Source organism: Jannaschia sp. M317, assembly GCF_025141175.1.
Lineage (GTDB): Bacteria > Pseudomonadota > Alphaproteobacteria > Rhodobacterales > Rhodobacteraceae > Jannaschia.
On the sequence record NZ_CP081155.1, the window covers coordinates 798291 to 812141 of the forward strand.

A 13851-nucleotide genomic window follows, 5' to 3' on the forward strand; every position below is an offset into this window, starting at 1 on the left:
ACGCGGCCCGGGTTACCAGAGCCTTTGCCGCCCGAGGCATCAGTTCCTGCGGAAGATTCCGCCCAGCACATCCATCAGGATACGTTCCGCCAGGTCCGGCGCGGGGGCGGGGTTGGAGGCGGGGGCCTGCGGTTGCGGTGCCGGAGCCACGGGTCTGCGCGCGGCGCGGACCGGATCGACCATCGGCAGGGGCGTGACGGGCAGGCCGTCGTGCACCCGTACCATCGTCTCGTGCCAGATCTCTGCGGGCAGGCCGCCGCCGGTCACCCCGGTCAGGGGCGTGTTGTCGTCATAGCCCATCCAGACGCCCGCGACATAGTCCCCCGTGAACCCCACGAACCAGGCGTCGCGGTAGCTGCTGGTCGTGCCGGTCTTGCCGGCCGCCGGACGTCCCGGCAGGGCGGCGCGGGTGCCGGTTCCGCGCTCGACGACCTGGCTCATCATATAGACCAGCTGGCGGGCGGCGTCTTCGGTGATGACCCGTTCGCCCAGCCCGCTTTCGTGATCCAGCAGGGATTGCGTCTCGCCGCGCAGCCGCAGCGATGTCAGCCCGTAAGGCGTGACACTGGTGCCGCCGTTCAGGATGCCCGCGTAGGCCCCGGTGATTTCCAACAGGCTCGATTCCGAGGCCCCCAGGGCCAGGGCCGGACCGGCGGCCAGATCGCTTTCGATGCCGAAGTCGGTCGCGACCTTGCGCACGATGTCGCGGCCCACGTTTTCCGACAGGCGCACGGCGGCCGTATTGAGCGACCGCGTCAGCGCCTCGGTCAGGGTCACCTCGCCATAGAACTTCTTGTCGTAGTTTTCGGGGGCGTAGATGCCGGATCCCGGTACCTGGATCTGCAACGGCCCGTCGAACACCCGGTCGTCGAACCGCCACCCCAGATCCAGTGCCGCGGCATAGACAAAGGGTTTGAAGCTGGACCCGGTTTGACGCACCGCCTGCACTGCGCGGTTGAATTGCCCGGCGCCGCGCGTGTTGCGCCCGCCAACCATGGCGCGCACGGCACCGTCCGCGCTCATGACGACGATGGCGGCCTGTGCTTCGGATCCTTCGCGCACCTTGGTGTCGAACACATGGTTCAGCGCCTCTTCGGCGGCGCGCTGGATGCCCTTGTCCAGCGTGGTGCGCATGATGACGTCTTCGGTGGTGTCCTTGGTCAGAAAGTCGGGGCCGGTCCCCATCACCCAATCCGCGAAATAGCCGCCGGTGTCCTGGCGCGCGGCCGACGACAACGTGGCAGGCGACTCCAGCGCCTGTTGGTACGCGGCCGTGCTCAGATAGCCCTGCTCGTTCATCAGCCGCAGAACGGTCGCCGCCCGGTCCTGGGCCCGTTTCAGATTCGAGGTGGGGGCGTAATAGCTGGGCGCGGGCAGCAGCCCGGACAGCATGGCCGCCTGCGCGGGGTTCACCTGCGACACCGAGGTGCCGAAATACCGCTCGCTTGCCGCCGCGAAGCCCCGCGCGCCCGCGCCAAGGTAGGCCCGGTTGAGATAGATCGCCAGGATCTCGTCCTTGGAGAATTTCAGCTCCAGCGCCAGAGCATAGGGGATTTCCTTGACCTTGCGCCAGACGCTGCCGGCGCGGCAGTCGGCCTCGAACTCGGCCTCGCTTTGCCCCAGGGTCGGGTCGTAGTCGGTGCCCAGACACAGAAGCTTGGCGACCTGCTGCGTGATCGTCGATCCGCCGCCGCCGGAAAACGGTCCGCGACCGGCCTGCATGTTTGTGCGCATGGCCCCCGCGATGCCGCGCGGGCTGACGCCCAGATGGCGATAGAACCGCTTGTCTTCGCTGGCGACGACCGCGTTGCGCAGATGTTCGGACACGCTTTCGGTGGTGATCAGCCCGCCGTAGTTTTCGCCCCGCCAGGCATAGACCGCGCCCGAGCGGTCCTGCAGCGTGACCGACCCCCGCGCGCGCCCATCTGCCAGCGACGCCATGTCGGGGATACGGGCCAGGTTATAGGCAACCGCCACGCCCAGGATCAGGGCCAGCACCGCCGCGCCGCGCCAGGCCAGCGCCCAGGTGACGCGCAGCAGGAAGGTAAAGGGCCAGATCAGCCAGCCCAGCAGACCCCGCTTGCGCGGTGCGCGCGGTGCGGGTTTCTTTTTGGCCGGGGCCCGGCGGGGGGCTGCGGCTTTGCTGCGACGGTCCGCGACGAGGCGGGACTTGCCGGATTTCGCCATGATGTCTGCTCGTCCGTTGGACTGTGTCGGTTCGACTTTTTCACAACTCTACCCGCAGGCGAGTCGCTTTGGCACCCCATGACCGACCGAAGACTTCGCATTTGCAGCATTTCAGTATCGCCCGAAAAATAAGCACTGACGAAAAATTGTGCAAAAAAAGTGCAATTCGACCTCCGCGAGCCCGCGGATCTGCCCCATTTCGTTGCACCTCCCCTCTTGCGTCCGTGATCACCCCTGCATCCGGGCCCCTTCAGTGGGGGGCCGTAGCGTAGGGGAATCGATGTGAAACTCATCATTGCAGCGATCAAGCCGTTCAAGCTCGAGGAGGTGCGCGAGGCGCTCACCGCTTTGGGCGTGCGCGGCATGATGGTCACCGAGATCAAGGGCTTCGGCTCGCAGTCGGGCCACACAGAAATCTACCGCGGCGCCGAATACGCCGTGAACTTCGTGCCGAAGGTCAAGCTGGAGATCGTGGTGCCGGCTGCCATGGCCGACCAGGTCGTCGAGACAATCGCCACCACCGCCAAGACCGACAAGATCGGTGACGGCAAGATCTTCGTCCTCGATGTCCAGCAGGCCGTGCGTGTGCGCACCGGCGAGCTGAACGAAGACGCCATCTGAACGACGCCAAGGGGAAACTGGTAATGAAATTTATGAAAACACTGGCCCTGGGCGCTGCGCTGACCGCGCTTCCGGTCGCGGCCTTTGCTCAGGACGCGCCTGCGCCGGGCTTTGACGAAATCGGGCCGTACATCATGACGACCCTGCTGTTCCTGGTGGGCGGCTTCCTGGTGTTCTGGATGGCGGCAGGCTTCGCCATGCTCGAGGCCGGCCTCGTGCGGTCCAAGAACGTCACGACCCAGCTGACCAAGAACATGGGTCTGTTCGGCATCGCCTCCATCATGTACTGGCTGGTTGGCTTCAACCTGATGTATCCGGGCGATTTCAACGGCTACGTCGGCGGTTTCTTCAACATCACCGTGCTGGAGCCTGTGGGCCTGGGTGCCGGTGACGCCGCGCTGGACTATGCCTCGGTTGCGTCCGACTTCTTCTTTCAGCTGATGTTCTGCGCCACCACCGCGTCGATCGTCTCGGGCACCCTGGCCGAGCGTATCAAGCTGTGGCCGTTCCTGATCTTCGTCGTCGTGCTGACCGGCTTCATCTACCCGATCGAAGCGTCCTGGCAGTGGGGTGGCGGTTGGCTGTCCGAAGCCGGCTTCTCCGACTTCGCAGGTTCCACCCTGGTGCACGCCGCCGGTGGTTTCGCAGCCCTGGCCGGTGCCATCGTGCTGGGTCCGCGGATCGGCAAGTATGCCAAGGACGGCAAGGTCGTGCCGATGCCCGGTTCGAACCTGGCGCTGGCAACCCTGGGTACGTTTATCCTGTGGCTGGGTTGGTTCGGCTTCAACGGTGGCTCGCAGCTGGCTGCTGGCACCGTGGGTGACATCACCGACGTGGGTCGCATCTTTGCCAACACCAACATGGCCGCGTCGGCCGGTGCGGTTGCCGCGCTGATCCTGACACAGGTGATGTACAAGAAGGTCGACCTGACGATGGTCCTGAACGGCGCGCTTGCCGGTCTGGTCTCCATCACCGCCGGTCCGCTCGATCCCACGCTCTTCGGGGCGCTCTGGATTGGTGCTGTCGGTGGCGTGATCGTGGTCTTCACCGTGCCGATGCTGGACAAGCTGAAGATCGACGACGTCGTCGGCGCCATCCCGGTCCACCTGATCGCCGGTTTCTGGGGCACGCTGGTTGTTCCGGTCTACACCGACGGCACGTCTTTCGCGACGCAGATCATGGGCTTTGCCGCGATCGGTGCCTTCGTCTTCATCGTCAGCCTGGTCGTCTGGCTGATCCTGAAGGCCACCATGGGCATCCGCGTCAGCGAAGAGGCCGAGATCAACGGCCTCGACATGTCCGAGCTGGGCATGGAAGCCTACCCCGAGTTCTCGAAGGGCTGATCCCCTTCCACGGAATTTGATGAAGCAACCCCCGGACGCAACCGCGCCCGGGGGTTATTCTTTGCCTTGCCCACGGGCCCCTGCCCGTGCACCGATGGGCCATGACCGATCCGTCCCAGACCAGCCGCGCACGCCAGACCGCCGCCGCCCTCGCCGCGCTGGCATATGCCTTTCTCGCCCTGCGTCTTGCCCTGTCGTTCGAAGAAAAGGGCGGCCTGCTGCCCGCGCTTTCGCATCTCAGCCACTACTTCACGATCCTGACGAACCTTCTGGTGGCTCTGATGCTGACGGCCGTGGTCCTGCGCCGGGCCGTGGCCCCGGCGATCCTGCTCGCACTAACCATCTCGATCCTGATCGTGGGCGCGGTCTATCACGTTCTGCTGGCCCACCTCGTCGACCATCAGGGGTCAGAGGCCCTGGCCGATCAGGGCGTCCACACCGTCGTGCCAATCCTTACGGTCCTGTGGTGGCTGGCCTTTGCGCCCAAGCCGCCGCTGACCCTGCGCGACCCTCTGATCTGGGCGGTCTGGCCATTGATCTATTGCGTCTACATCCTGATCCGCGCGGCGGGGGATGGGGTCTATCCGTACTTCTTCCTGAACCTGCCCGAGTTGGGCGCGACCCGCCTGTCGATGAATGTCGCTGGCCTTGCGGTTCTGTTCATCGCGACGGGATACGCGCTGATCGGCGTGGCCCGCCTGTTCCGGCGCGGGCAGGTGGCCTGACGCCCCTTTCGTCGGCGGTCCCCTGACCACGGTATCAACGCAAACCCCCCCGTAGGCGGTGGACCTGCGGGGGGTGCGGGTTTTACCCCGAAACGTGAATTGCAGCGGTGAGGTTTCCCCCAAACCGTGAAAAACGGCTCAGACGGCGCCGTCGATCCAGTCTTTCAGCGCGGCCTTGGGGGCGGCGCCGATTTTCTGATCCACGGCTTCCCCGTTCTTGAACATGAACAGGGCCGGAATGCCGCGCACCCCCATCGCGCCGGGCGAGGCGGGGTTTTCGTCGACGTTGACCTTCACGATCTTGACCTTGCCTGCATATTCTTCCGACAACTCTTCCAGCGCCGGGCCGATCTGCTTGCAGGGGCCGCACCATTCTGCCCAAAAATCAACGATAACAGGGACATCAGACTGTTTGACGATTTCGTCGAAGGTGGCATCGGTGGCGGCAACGGTGGCCATGGCAGATCTCCTATGGGGCGCGGAATGCGCTTGGGTCGGAGGGGGAAGCTATGCAGCGCCCGCGCCGGGGTCAATGCCGCGCAAGCGCCTGCCACGCCCCTGTCACAAGATCGTGCGGGACCGCCATCAACTCGGCCGTCCGCGTCCAGAGCACGGCAAGCGTCACCTCCCGCTCCGGCCAGATCGCCTGTGCCGCCGCGCGGTAGGCGCCCATCTGCGCCAGAATTCCGGATGGAATTTTATCAGGGACATCAGGCGTTTGCGCGTTAGATTTGAAGTCGATGATCGTGACACGTTCCGCCGTCACAATCACCCGATCCATGGTCCCTGAAACGGCTGGAAATCCGTCTTGCGCGGGCAAGGCAAAGGGCACCTCGGCCAGGGTTCCGGGCGCGAAGACCTCGGTCAGGTCGGGGCTGTCCAACACGCGCGTCGCCTCGGCCACGGCGTCGGGCAGAAGGGTCGGGGCAATGCGCCCGGCCGCGTCGTCCCAGCGATCCCTGGGCAAGTTCGGCAGGTGTTCGAGCAACAGATGGATCCCCGTCCCCCGTGCCATCGCCGCCTCGACGGTCAGGCCCGCATCTCCGGGCAGGGCCTTGGCCCCCGGCAGGGCCGAGGGCGCGATGGGTTTCACGCCGACGGCTGGGGCGGTGACGGATTGTCCGGCCCAATCAGGTAGTTGGGGGGTGATTTTCGCGCCCGCCTTGCGTGGTTGCACGGGGACAGCGGACCAATCCCCGGCCTCCAGCCTCAGGTCGCCATTGCCTGTATCCTGCGCGCCTGCGGCGGTCATTCCGGCCTCGACCTGGCACCACCAACTGTCCGTGCGCGCTTCGCCCACGTCACCCGCCGCGCAGACGATCAGCCAGCTTTCGGCCCGCGTCAGGGCCACGTAAAGCAACCGGTCCCGTTCCGCCGCATCCGAGGCGATTACCTGGTCCGACAGCCTGTGCAATGCCGGGGACCAGCCCGATTTGGAGGGCATCCAGACCGGAACATCGCCCGGCAGACGGCGCACGCCTGTGACGCCCCTGGCTTTGCGTTTCTGTGTCTCCGGCAGGATCACCACGGGCGATTCCAGCCCCTTGGACCCATGCACCGACATCACGCGGATACTACCTTTGCTGGCCTGTCGTTTCAGGTCCACGTTGGCCGAATCGAGCCAGCCAAGGAAGCCCGCCAAGCTTGGCACCTCCAGTTGTTCATAGGCCAGCGCCTGACCCAGCAGCGCCTCGATCGCCTCGTCCCGTTCGACCCCCAGGCGCGCCAGAAGGGTCCGGCGGCCATCGTGACGGATCAGGATTCGCTGAAGGATTTCATAGGGTCGCAGGATATCCGCGACCCGCAGGACGTCGTCGAACAAGGCCACATTCTGCCCACTGTCCCGCAGCACCGACCAGAGCGGTCTTTTGCGCCGCCCCTGCGCCAGGGCGAACAGATCGGCCTCGTCCCGTCCGCCCAGAGGGGAGCGCAGGACCGTGGCCAGCGACAGGTCATCGTCGGGTGTCGCGGCCCATCGCAGCAGGGCAATCAGGTCCCGGACGGCCAGGTCGTCCGACAGCTTCAGGCGGTCCGCCCCCGCCAGGTCCAACCCGCGCGCCTTGCAGGCGCGGATGACATGGTGGAACAGCGCCCCCCGTCGTTGCAGCAGGATCAGGATATCGCCGGGCTGCACGGGACGACGGGTGCCCTTGTGCAGGATCGGCGTGCCGTCCTGCAGCATGGTGGCGACCTGGTCCGCGATCCGGTCCGCCAGGACGACGTTGGCATCGTTGCTGGCCACCCGGTCGATGGGGTCGAACCACCGTCGATCAGAGGTGTTCGCCGCCTCTTGGAGGATGGGTTGCCACAGATCGACGCGGCCCGGGATGGTGTCGAAGAAGGCCCTGTGTTCAGGCGCCTCGCCCACGCCGCCCCCGTCAGCAAAGACCCGGTCCACGAGGTCGAGAATCACCGGAGAAGATCGGAAGGAGTAGAGCAACGCGTGGTCGCGCAACCGCGCCGCCGTGTCCGGCAGGCGGTCGGCAAAGACGTCTCGCATCCGCTCGAACGCCTCGGGGTCGGCCCCCTGGAAAGAATAGATCGACTGCTTGCGGTCCCCCACCACGAAAAGCGTGCGCACCACGTCGGCCCGCGCGCCCTGACCGGCCCCGAACTCCGTCGCCAGAGCCTTGATCACGTGCCATTGGTCGGGCGCGGTGTCCTGCGCCTCGTCGACCAGGATGTGATCCAGCCCGCCGTCCAGCTTGAACAGGACCCATTGCGCCATATCGGAGGTCGACAAGAGGTGCCGCGCGCGGCGGATCTGATCGTCGAAATCCAGCCAGCCGCGCGCCTCTTTTGCGGCCTGCAACCGGGCGGTGAAAACAGGCGCAAAGGCGTGAAGTGTCCGCGCGAAATCCAACGAGGCCAGCGCGGAGATGCGGGCGAGCGCATCGGCCATGCGCTCGGCCATCAAGGTGAACAGCTCCACCAGGGGGCCATGGTCACCGGCTTGTACCGCCTTGGGCCAACGGCCGGTCTTGCGCGGTTCCGACTTGTCGGTCAGCAGGGCCTTGCGCAGAAGGTCGAAGCGCGTGTGGGGATCGGCGATCCGGGCGTGTTGCAACGTGGACCGAAGGTCGTCGATCGACTTGCCGGGCGCGCCCTCGGCATCGCCCAGGAAGCTTTCGATCATGTCGAGCATATCCGGGCCCGTGGCCAGATCGCGGAGGCTGTCTTCGGTGTCACAGCCGACCTCCAGCGCGGTGCGCAGCGCAGCCTCGTCCAGGGCCACGGTGCCGGCGCGCCAAGCGCTGGCGACGGCAGCCAGGAAAGACGACGGCTCTCCTTCGGTGAGCCGGGCGGACATGGCGTCGACCAGATGCGCGTCGGCCCCGCTGGCCATCTCGTCCAGGATCTCGGCGTGCAGGCGCGCGGTGGCCGTCTCGTCCATCTCCGAGAAGGCGGGGGACACGCCTGCCTCCAGTGGGAATCGCCGCAGCAGAGAGGCGCAGAAGGCGTGGATCGTCTGGATCTTCAGCCCGCCCGGTGCCTCGATTGCGCGGGCAAAAAGCGTGCGGGCATGGCGCAGATTCTCCGAGGTGATCCGCAGCGGCGGCACGCCCAAATCACGCAACTCGGCGCGCAGCGCCTCGTCGGGCAGCATGGCCCAGGTGCCCAGCCGCTCGAACAACCGGTTCTGCATCTCTCCGGCGGCGGCCTTGGTGTAGGTCAGGCAGAGGATCCGCTCCGGCGGGGTGCCCTCCAGCAGCAGCCAGGCCACGCGGTTGGTCAGCACGCGCGTCTTGCCGGATCCCGCATTGGCCGCCAACCAGACAGACCCGGAGGGATCGGCGGCCCCGATCTGCGCGCGCGTCGCCTCGGAATCGGTCATCGGCCCACTCGCTGTGGCAGGGCGCGGTCGGTGTCATCCCATTCGCCGCGCCGCGACAGCTGGTCGTAGTCGCTGGAGAATTCGATGAAGTCGGGGGCCAGGCGCGCGACCCAGGGGCGGCCGTCGCGATAGGCCTGGATCAGGGCGCGCAGGCCCGCACGGGTGTCGGCCAGGACATCTGCGTCCAACTTGACGCGCACCTCGTCGTATTTCGATCCGACCTGAAGGTAGGCGATTTCATCCACGTGGCGCTGGGCGATGGCGGGAAAGGCCCCGTCTTCGACCATCACCGCCTCCAGCAGCAGTTGTTTCGCAAAGAATGCCTGCTGCGGGCCGCTGGGCGGTTTGCCGGTCTTGTAGTCATAGATCGCCACCGATCCCCCCCGATCGTCCAGACGGTCGGCCTTGGCCGTCAGCGTAAAGTCGAGACCGGGCAGAGGCATGTGCCCCTCCTCCTCCACGAAGAGAGGGCGGCCTGCGGCGCGGCGGCGGGCCTCTGCGGTCAGCAGCTCGTTCATCAACCGGTCGAATTTCCCCAGCCAGATCCGCCGCATGGCGGGCCAGGGGGCCGTGTCTTGCAAGGTCTGTTCCAGCGTGTCGCGCAACCGCGCCGCCGCATCGTCGGGCAATTCATCGGGCAGGGCGCGGGCGAAACGTTCCATCGCCGTGTGCACCACCACCCCGCGCAACCGGGCATCCGGCCCCTGCCGCAACGGGCCCAGGGCACGCAGACCCAGGACATAGCGCGCGTAGGTGGCATAAGGATCGCGGATCAGCGTCTCGATGGCGGTGACCGACAGGCGTTTCGGCTGCGCCTCGGCCGGGACGATGGGGGCAGGGCGGGTGGCGGCGGGTACCCGCGCGGCAGGCCGGTCCAGGGCCGCCGCCAGCGTCAGCCAATGGTCCCCGCGCGCGCGCATTGCGTCCAGCACGGCCTTGGCCTCGGTGCCAAGCCCGCCCAGCAGGTTCTCGATCCGGTTGAGCCAGCGGGACGGCACCGTCTCGGCCTCTGCGTCGCGTGCGGCGCGGCTGAGCCAGATTTCCGGCCCCGAGGCCGCCTGCTGGAAATCATGCGCCGACAGGCCGACGCTACGGTCCGGCAGCCGCAGTCCCGCTTCTGCACGCATGGCGCGGTTCAGCCAGGGATCGACGCTGGGCTGGCCCGGCCAGATGCCGTCGTTCAAGCCACCCAGGATGACCAGCGGCGCGGTGCGGACCCGCGCCTCCAGTGCGCCCCAGATCATCGCGTCGGGATGGGGCGCAAAGCTTTCGCGGACCTCTTCGGCGGACAGGAGGGCGTGCAGGATGCGGGCGTATTCGGTCGTGGTGATCGGTTGGCCATCCAGTTCCGGCGCAGCCTGCGACAGGGTTTCGACCACCGCGCGCGCGCTGCGCCCCGCCTCGGCCGCCCAAGGTTCGGACGGGCCGGTCAGATGATCGAGGACGGTCAGATGCATGGTCAGATGCTCGGCCAGGGTGGCCTTTCCGAGGGCTGTGGCCAGATTGTCCAGCAACGCGGCAAGCCAGTCGATCCAGGGCCCCGACATGGCCCCGCTTCCGGGATCATCGGCCCAGGCACGCAGCAGGGCGGGCGTCGGGAAAGGACAGGGGGTTTCTCGTAGCAGTGCCACTTCCAGCGTGCGGGCCTGTTTCAGGTGGTCACCGCGCCCGGCACCTGCCTGCACCAGGGGATGGGCCAGCAGAATGGCGAGCGGTTCTGCCTCTACCGTCTGGCCCAGCATCGCCGCGCTTTGCATCAGCAGGCGACCGGGCGCGGATTGGACCAGCGGGCGACCGGCGCTGTCGTCAGGTTCGATCCCCCATCGATCCAGCTGGGCGGCGACCTGACGGCTGAGGCCGCGGTCGGGTGTGATCAGCGCGGCGCGGCGACCATCAGCCAAGGCCGCCCGCAGACCCAGGGCGATGGCCTGCGCCTCGGCCCCGGGCGACGGCGCGGCGAGCAGGGTGATGCCCGCACAGGCCGCGTCGATCCCCGACAATGCCGGCCCTTCCTCGCGCCAGGCATCGGTTGCAGGGGCCGGTCGCAGGGCAAGCGAGATCAGGCGGTTGCGGGCGGGGGCCACGGGGCGCGCGCCGCTCCATTGTGGGCAGTCGGCGCGACTGCGGTCGTGATCGGCCAAAAGCGCGGCGTGGCGATATTGGGGATGGTCCTGGGCACCGGGCCCCTCGCCCTGGGTCAGCTCTGCCCACGCCAGATCGGGCATATCGGTGTCGAGGCCCGGCAGGATCACGGCCCCCTGCGGCAGGTCCAGAACCGCGCGGATCAGCCGCCGCGTCGGCGCGCGCGAGGCGGTGGACCCTGCGATGATCACCGGGTCGGTCGGCGGCGCGGCCTGCCAGGATCGGGTCAGCCGGTGCAATGCCTCGGTCTGGATCGCGGCCGGGGTGACCTCTCCGGTGGTTTCGGCCCAATGGGTCACAAGCCGGAGGAATTCCAGCGACCGCTGCCAATGTTCGGACAAGGCACCGGTCTCGATCCTCTCCAGGGCTTCGGGGTCCATCGCCTCTTCCTGCATTTCGTCCAGCAGGGTCAGCAGCGTGCCCGCCAGATCGAAAGCGGCCTCGGGCGGGGACAGGTCGGGCCGTGCCTGCAGCAGGCCGCGCACCAGGCGTGTCAGGCGCAGGCGCAAAGCCAGGCCTGTCGTCCCCGCCTCGGGCAGGGTGCCGGGGGGCAAAAGCGGGCGCAGGTCCGAAACCAACCCGATGCGTGGCAGAAGGGTCGGGCCCTGCGCCGCGCAGGCCGCGCGCAGACGGGCAGCCATGCGGTTGGTATTGACCAGGATCGTGACACGGGCCAGCGCCTCGGGCGGGGCATCGCCCAGCCGGGCGCGCAACCCGTCGATCACGGCGGCAGAGAAATCTACCCCCAGCGGTTCGTGCCAAAGCCCCTTCATGCGGCCTGTCGCAGCATGGCTTCGGCGGCGTCTATGCCCTGGGGCGTGCCGACATCCGCCCAATGGCCGGGATGGACAACGCCGCAGAACCGCCCCCGTGCCATCATGTCGAACCACAGGTCGCGGAGCGAGAAGACCTGGCGCGGGTCGTCCGTCAGCGCGTCCGGTTTCACGATGGTCACGCCGGTGGCGATCAACCCTGCGTCATCACGCGACAGGCGCCCCTGGCCGTCCACGGCGAACCGCGCACCACCGCGCCCGACGGCGCGGCCCTCTGGCACCAGCAGCATGAGGCCATCCATCCGGTCGGGATCCCAGGCGGCGGGCAGGGTGTGGGCGACGCGGGGGCCGGTCCAGACGCTGTCGGAATTCATGGTCAGGACAGGGCCCGCGCCCAAGTGCGGCAGGGCATTGCGCAGCCCGCCGCCGGTTTCCAGCAACACCGGCTCATGCACCAGGGTCACATCGCGCCCGGCCAGGTGATCGCGCAATTGTTCGGCGTGATAATGGGTATTGACGACAATACGGCCCAGCCCTGTGACCTGATCCAGCGCGTGGTCGATCAGGGCGCGGCCTGCCACCTCGACCATGGCCTTGGGCCGGTCGTTCGTCAGGGGGCGCATCCGGGTGCCGAGACCCGCCGCAAAGACCATGACCGGGATCATGGGCGGCCCGCCGCGTGGGTCTCACCATAGAAGTGGCCCGCCTGGTTGCGGATCGCCTCCAGCCGTTCGGGCGTCGGCTCCGGCAGGGTGTCGGAGGCGATGCCGCGCACCCGGTGCAGTGCCGGATGTTCCAGGTCGCGGCGCAGCGCGGCCCAGGTGCGGGGAATGAAGTCCGGGTAATGCGTCTTGCCATCGCGCAGGCAGAGCCGGGCAAATACCCCCAGGATCCGCAGCGACCGTTGGGCGGAACAGATCGCCACACCGGTCGCCACCTGATCGGCCGTGCGGCCGGTGGCTTGAACGTAGGCCTCGGTCGCGGCCTGTCGGGCGGCTTTCGTCACGGTGCGGCGCGGGTCGTGGATCAACGAGGCCAGATCATACTCCGGCGGACCAGCCATGGCGTCCTGAAAGTCGATGATGCCGACCCGGTCGACCCCGCCCCGGTCCGGCAGCCAGAGTAGGTTTTCAGCGTGGAAATCCCTGTGCGTGAGGACCGGGGGCGACAGGGCGGCGTCGGCCAGGGCCTCGGCCATGGCGGCGACCAGACCCGGGCGCGCGTCCCGCGCCTCTGGCGCGTACCAGTCAAGCGAGAGCGCGGCCAGGTCGGCCATCTGCGGGCCATAGGGGCGCAACCCCGCAGGCGGTGGGCTGGCCTGCATCCGGGCAAGCGCCTCGGCGGCCGCGGTATAGAGCGGGACCTCGGACGCGGGATCGGCGGCGGCGACGCGGGCAAAGAGGTCGTCGCCCAGGTCCTCGATGATCAAGAGGCCGGCATCGGAATCTTCTGCCAGAATCGCTGGCACGCTGAGGCCGCGCGCGGCAAAGATGCCGGCCATCCGCAGAAACGGGCGGACGTCCTCTCCGGTGCCGGGCGGGCAATCCATCAACATCGCATGGCGGTCGGGCAGCACCAGACGCTCGTAGCGGCGCAGGGAGGCGTCGCCGCGCAGCGGGTGCCGCGTGGCCTCGGCCCAGCCGGTGCGGGTCAGGAAGGTGGCGATACGTCCGGTCATGGTCGAGCCTCATTGTGCACGTGGACCGCGTGCAGCAGGCGGTCCGCCAGCGCGCCGCCGGTGATGGTCAATCGCCGTGCCTCGGGCCCGTCGTGCGCAAAGCACAGCGTGGCGGCCCCGGCAGGCGTGTCCGGGCCCAGCCGGTCAGGCCATTCGATCAGACACAGCGCCTCGCTGAAGGCGTCGGCCAGGCCCAGCTCCAGCACCTCCTGCGGGTCGGCAAGACGATAGAGATCGGCGTGCCAGATGTCGAAGCGCGCCGTCTCGTAGGTCTGGACAAGGGTAAAGGTGGGGGAGGGGACGTCCTCGGGCGGGAGGGCGTCGCGTGCCCGGATGGCCTGTATCAAAGCCCTGGCAAAGCTTGTCTTTCCGGCCCCGACCTCGCCCTCCAGCAGGAGGGTGTCGCCCGGCCCCACGAGGGGGGCGATGGCCTGGGCCAGCGCGTCCGTGGCGGCCTGGCCGGACAGGATCAAGTCGGGAGCGGTCATGGGCTTGGTTGTGGCCCTCCCCCCGGACAGAGGCAAGGGGGGGCGTCGCGCGCGGTGGC

The 13851-nt window shown here is 67.8% G+C and carries 10 protein-coding genes; 3 read left to right on the forward strand and 7 right to left on the reverse strand.

The features are described 5' to 3' along the window. Nucleotides 1-39: 39 nt before the first annotated feature. On the reverse strand, nucleotides 40-2187 hold the full coding sequence (locus tag K3551_RS04205; RefSeq protein ID WP_259917954.1) for a transglycosylase domain-containing protein: 2148 nt from the start codon (nucleotides 2185-2187) through the stop codon (nucleotides 40-42). 282 nt (nucleotides 2188-2469) lie between these two features. Here K3551_RS04205 and K3551_RS04210 point away from each other — a divergent pair, with 282 nt between their 5' ends. From K3551_RS04210 to K3551_RS04220, 3 genes are all read left to right on the forward strand, one after another. Continuing rightward, a complete protein-coding gene (locus tag K3551_RS04210; RefSeq protein ID WP_259917956.1) occupies nucleotides 2470-2808 on the forward strand; it encodes a P-II family nitrogen regulator in 339 nt (112 codons plus the stop codon). Nucleotides 2809-2831: 23 nt separating this feature from the next. After that, a complete protein-coding gene (locus tag K3551_RS04215; protein ID WP_259917957.1) occupies nucleotides 2832-4151 on the forward strand; it encodes an ammonium transporter in 1320 nt (439 codons plus the stop codon). Nucleotides 4152-4252: 101 nt separating this feature from the next. Then, nucleotides 4253-4876 (forward strand): Pr6Pr family membrane protein, encoded by a 624-nt coding sequence (locus K3551_RS04220; RefSeq protein WP_259917958.1) that lies wholly within the window; start codon nucleotides 4253-4255, stop codon nucleotides 4874-4876. A gap of 138 nt (nucleotides 4877-5014) precedes the next feature. Here K3551_RS04220 and trxA read toward each other — a convergent pair whose 3' ends face one another. The 6 genes from trxA to tsaE form a co-directional block, all read right to left on the reverse strand. After that, on the reverse strand, nucleotides 5015-5335 hold the full coding sequence (trxA, locus tag K3551_RS04225) for a thioredoxin (protein WP_259917960.1): 321 nt from the start codon (nucleotides 5333-5335) through the stop codon (nucleotides 5015-5017). Nucleotides 5336-5405: 70 nt separating this feature from the next. Further along, nucleotides 5406-8711, reverse strand: coding sequence for a double-strand break repair helicase AddA (addA, locus tag K3551_RS04230; RefSeq protein WP_259917962.1), 3306 nt, complete (start codon nucleotides 8709-8711; stop codon nucleotides 5406-5408). Then, entirely contained in the window at nucleotides 8708-11626 is a 2919-nt protein-coding gene (locus K3551_RS04235; RefSeq protein ID WP_259917964.1) for a PD-(D/E)XK nuclease family protein, read from the reverse strand. The genes addA and K3551_RS04235 overlap by 4 nt, the downstream gene beginning before the upstream one ends. Further along, nucleotides 11623-12291, reverse strand: coding sequence for a nucleotidyltransferase family protein (locus tag K3551_RS04240; protein WP_259917966.1), 669 nt, complete (start codon nucleotides 12289-12291; stop codon nucleotides 11623-11625). Before K3551_RS04240 ends, K3551_RS04235 begins: the two co-directional genes overlap by 4 nt. After that, on the reverse strand, nucleotides 12288-13304 hold the full coding sequence (locus K3551_RS04245) for an aminoglycoside phosphotransferase family protein (RefSeq protein WP_259917968.1): 1017 nt from the start codon (nucleotides 13302-13304) through the stop codon (nucleotides 12288-12290). The genes K3551_RS04240 and K3551_RS04245 overlap by 4 nt, the downstream gene beginning before the upstream one ends. Continuing rightward, nucleotides 13301-13792, reverse strand: a complete 492-nt coding sequence (tsaE, locus tag K3551_RS04250; RefSeq protein WP_259917970.1) for a tRNA (adenosine(37)-N6)-threonylcarbamoyltransferase complex ATPase subunit type 1 TsaE — start codon at nucleotides 13790-13792, stop codon at nucleotides 13301-13303. Before tsaE ends, K3551_RS04245 begins: the two co-directional genes overlap by 4 nt. Between the last annotated feature and the right edge of the window lie 59 nt (nucleotides 13793-13851).

Coding starts and splice junctions, on each gene's coding strand:
- trxA (WP_259917960.1), bottom strand. CDS start 5,335: ATGGCCACCGTTGCCGCCACCGATGCCACCTTCGACGAAATCGTCAAA.
- K3551_RS04235 (WP_259917964.1), bottom strand. CDS start 11,626: ATGAAGGGGCTTTGGCACGAACCGCTGGGGGTAGATTTCTCTGCCGCC.
- K3551_RS04240 (WP_259917966.1), bottom strand. CDS start 12,291: ATGATCCCGGTCATGGTCTTTGCGGCGGGTCTCGGCACCCGGATGCGC.
- K3551_RS04220 (WP_259917958.1), top strand. CDS start 4,253: ATGACCGATCCGTCCCAGACCAGCCGCGCACGCCAGACCGCCGCCGCC.
- K3551_RS04205 (WP_259917954.1), bottom strand. CDS start 2,187: ATGGCGAAATCCGGCAAGTCCCGCCTCGTCGCGGACCGTCGCAGCAAA.
- addA (WP_259917962.1), bottom strand. CDS start 8,711: ATGACCGATTCCGAGGCGACGCGCGCGCAGATCGGGGCCGCCGATCCC.
- K3551_RS04245 (WP_259917968.1), bottom strand. CDS start 13,304: ATGACCGGACGTATCGCCACCTTCCTGACCCGCACCGGCTGGGCCGAG.
- tsaE (WP_259917970.1), bottom strand. CDS start 13,792: ATGACCGCTCCCGACTTGATCCTGTCCGGCCAGGCCGCCACGGACGCG.
- K3551_RS04215 (WP_259917957.1), top strand. CDS start 2,832: ATGAAATTTATGAAAACACTGGCCCTGGGCGCTGCGCTGACCGCGCTT.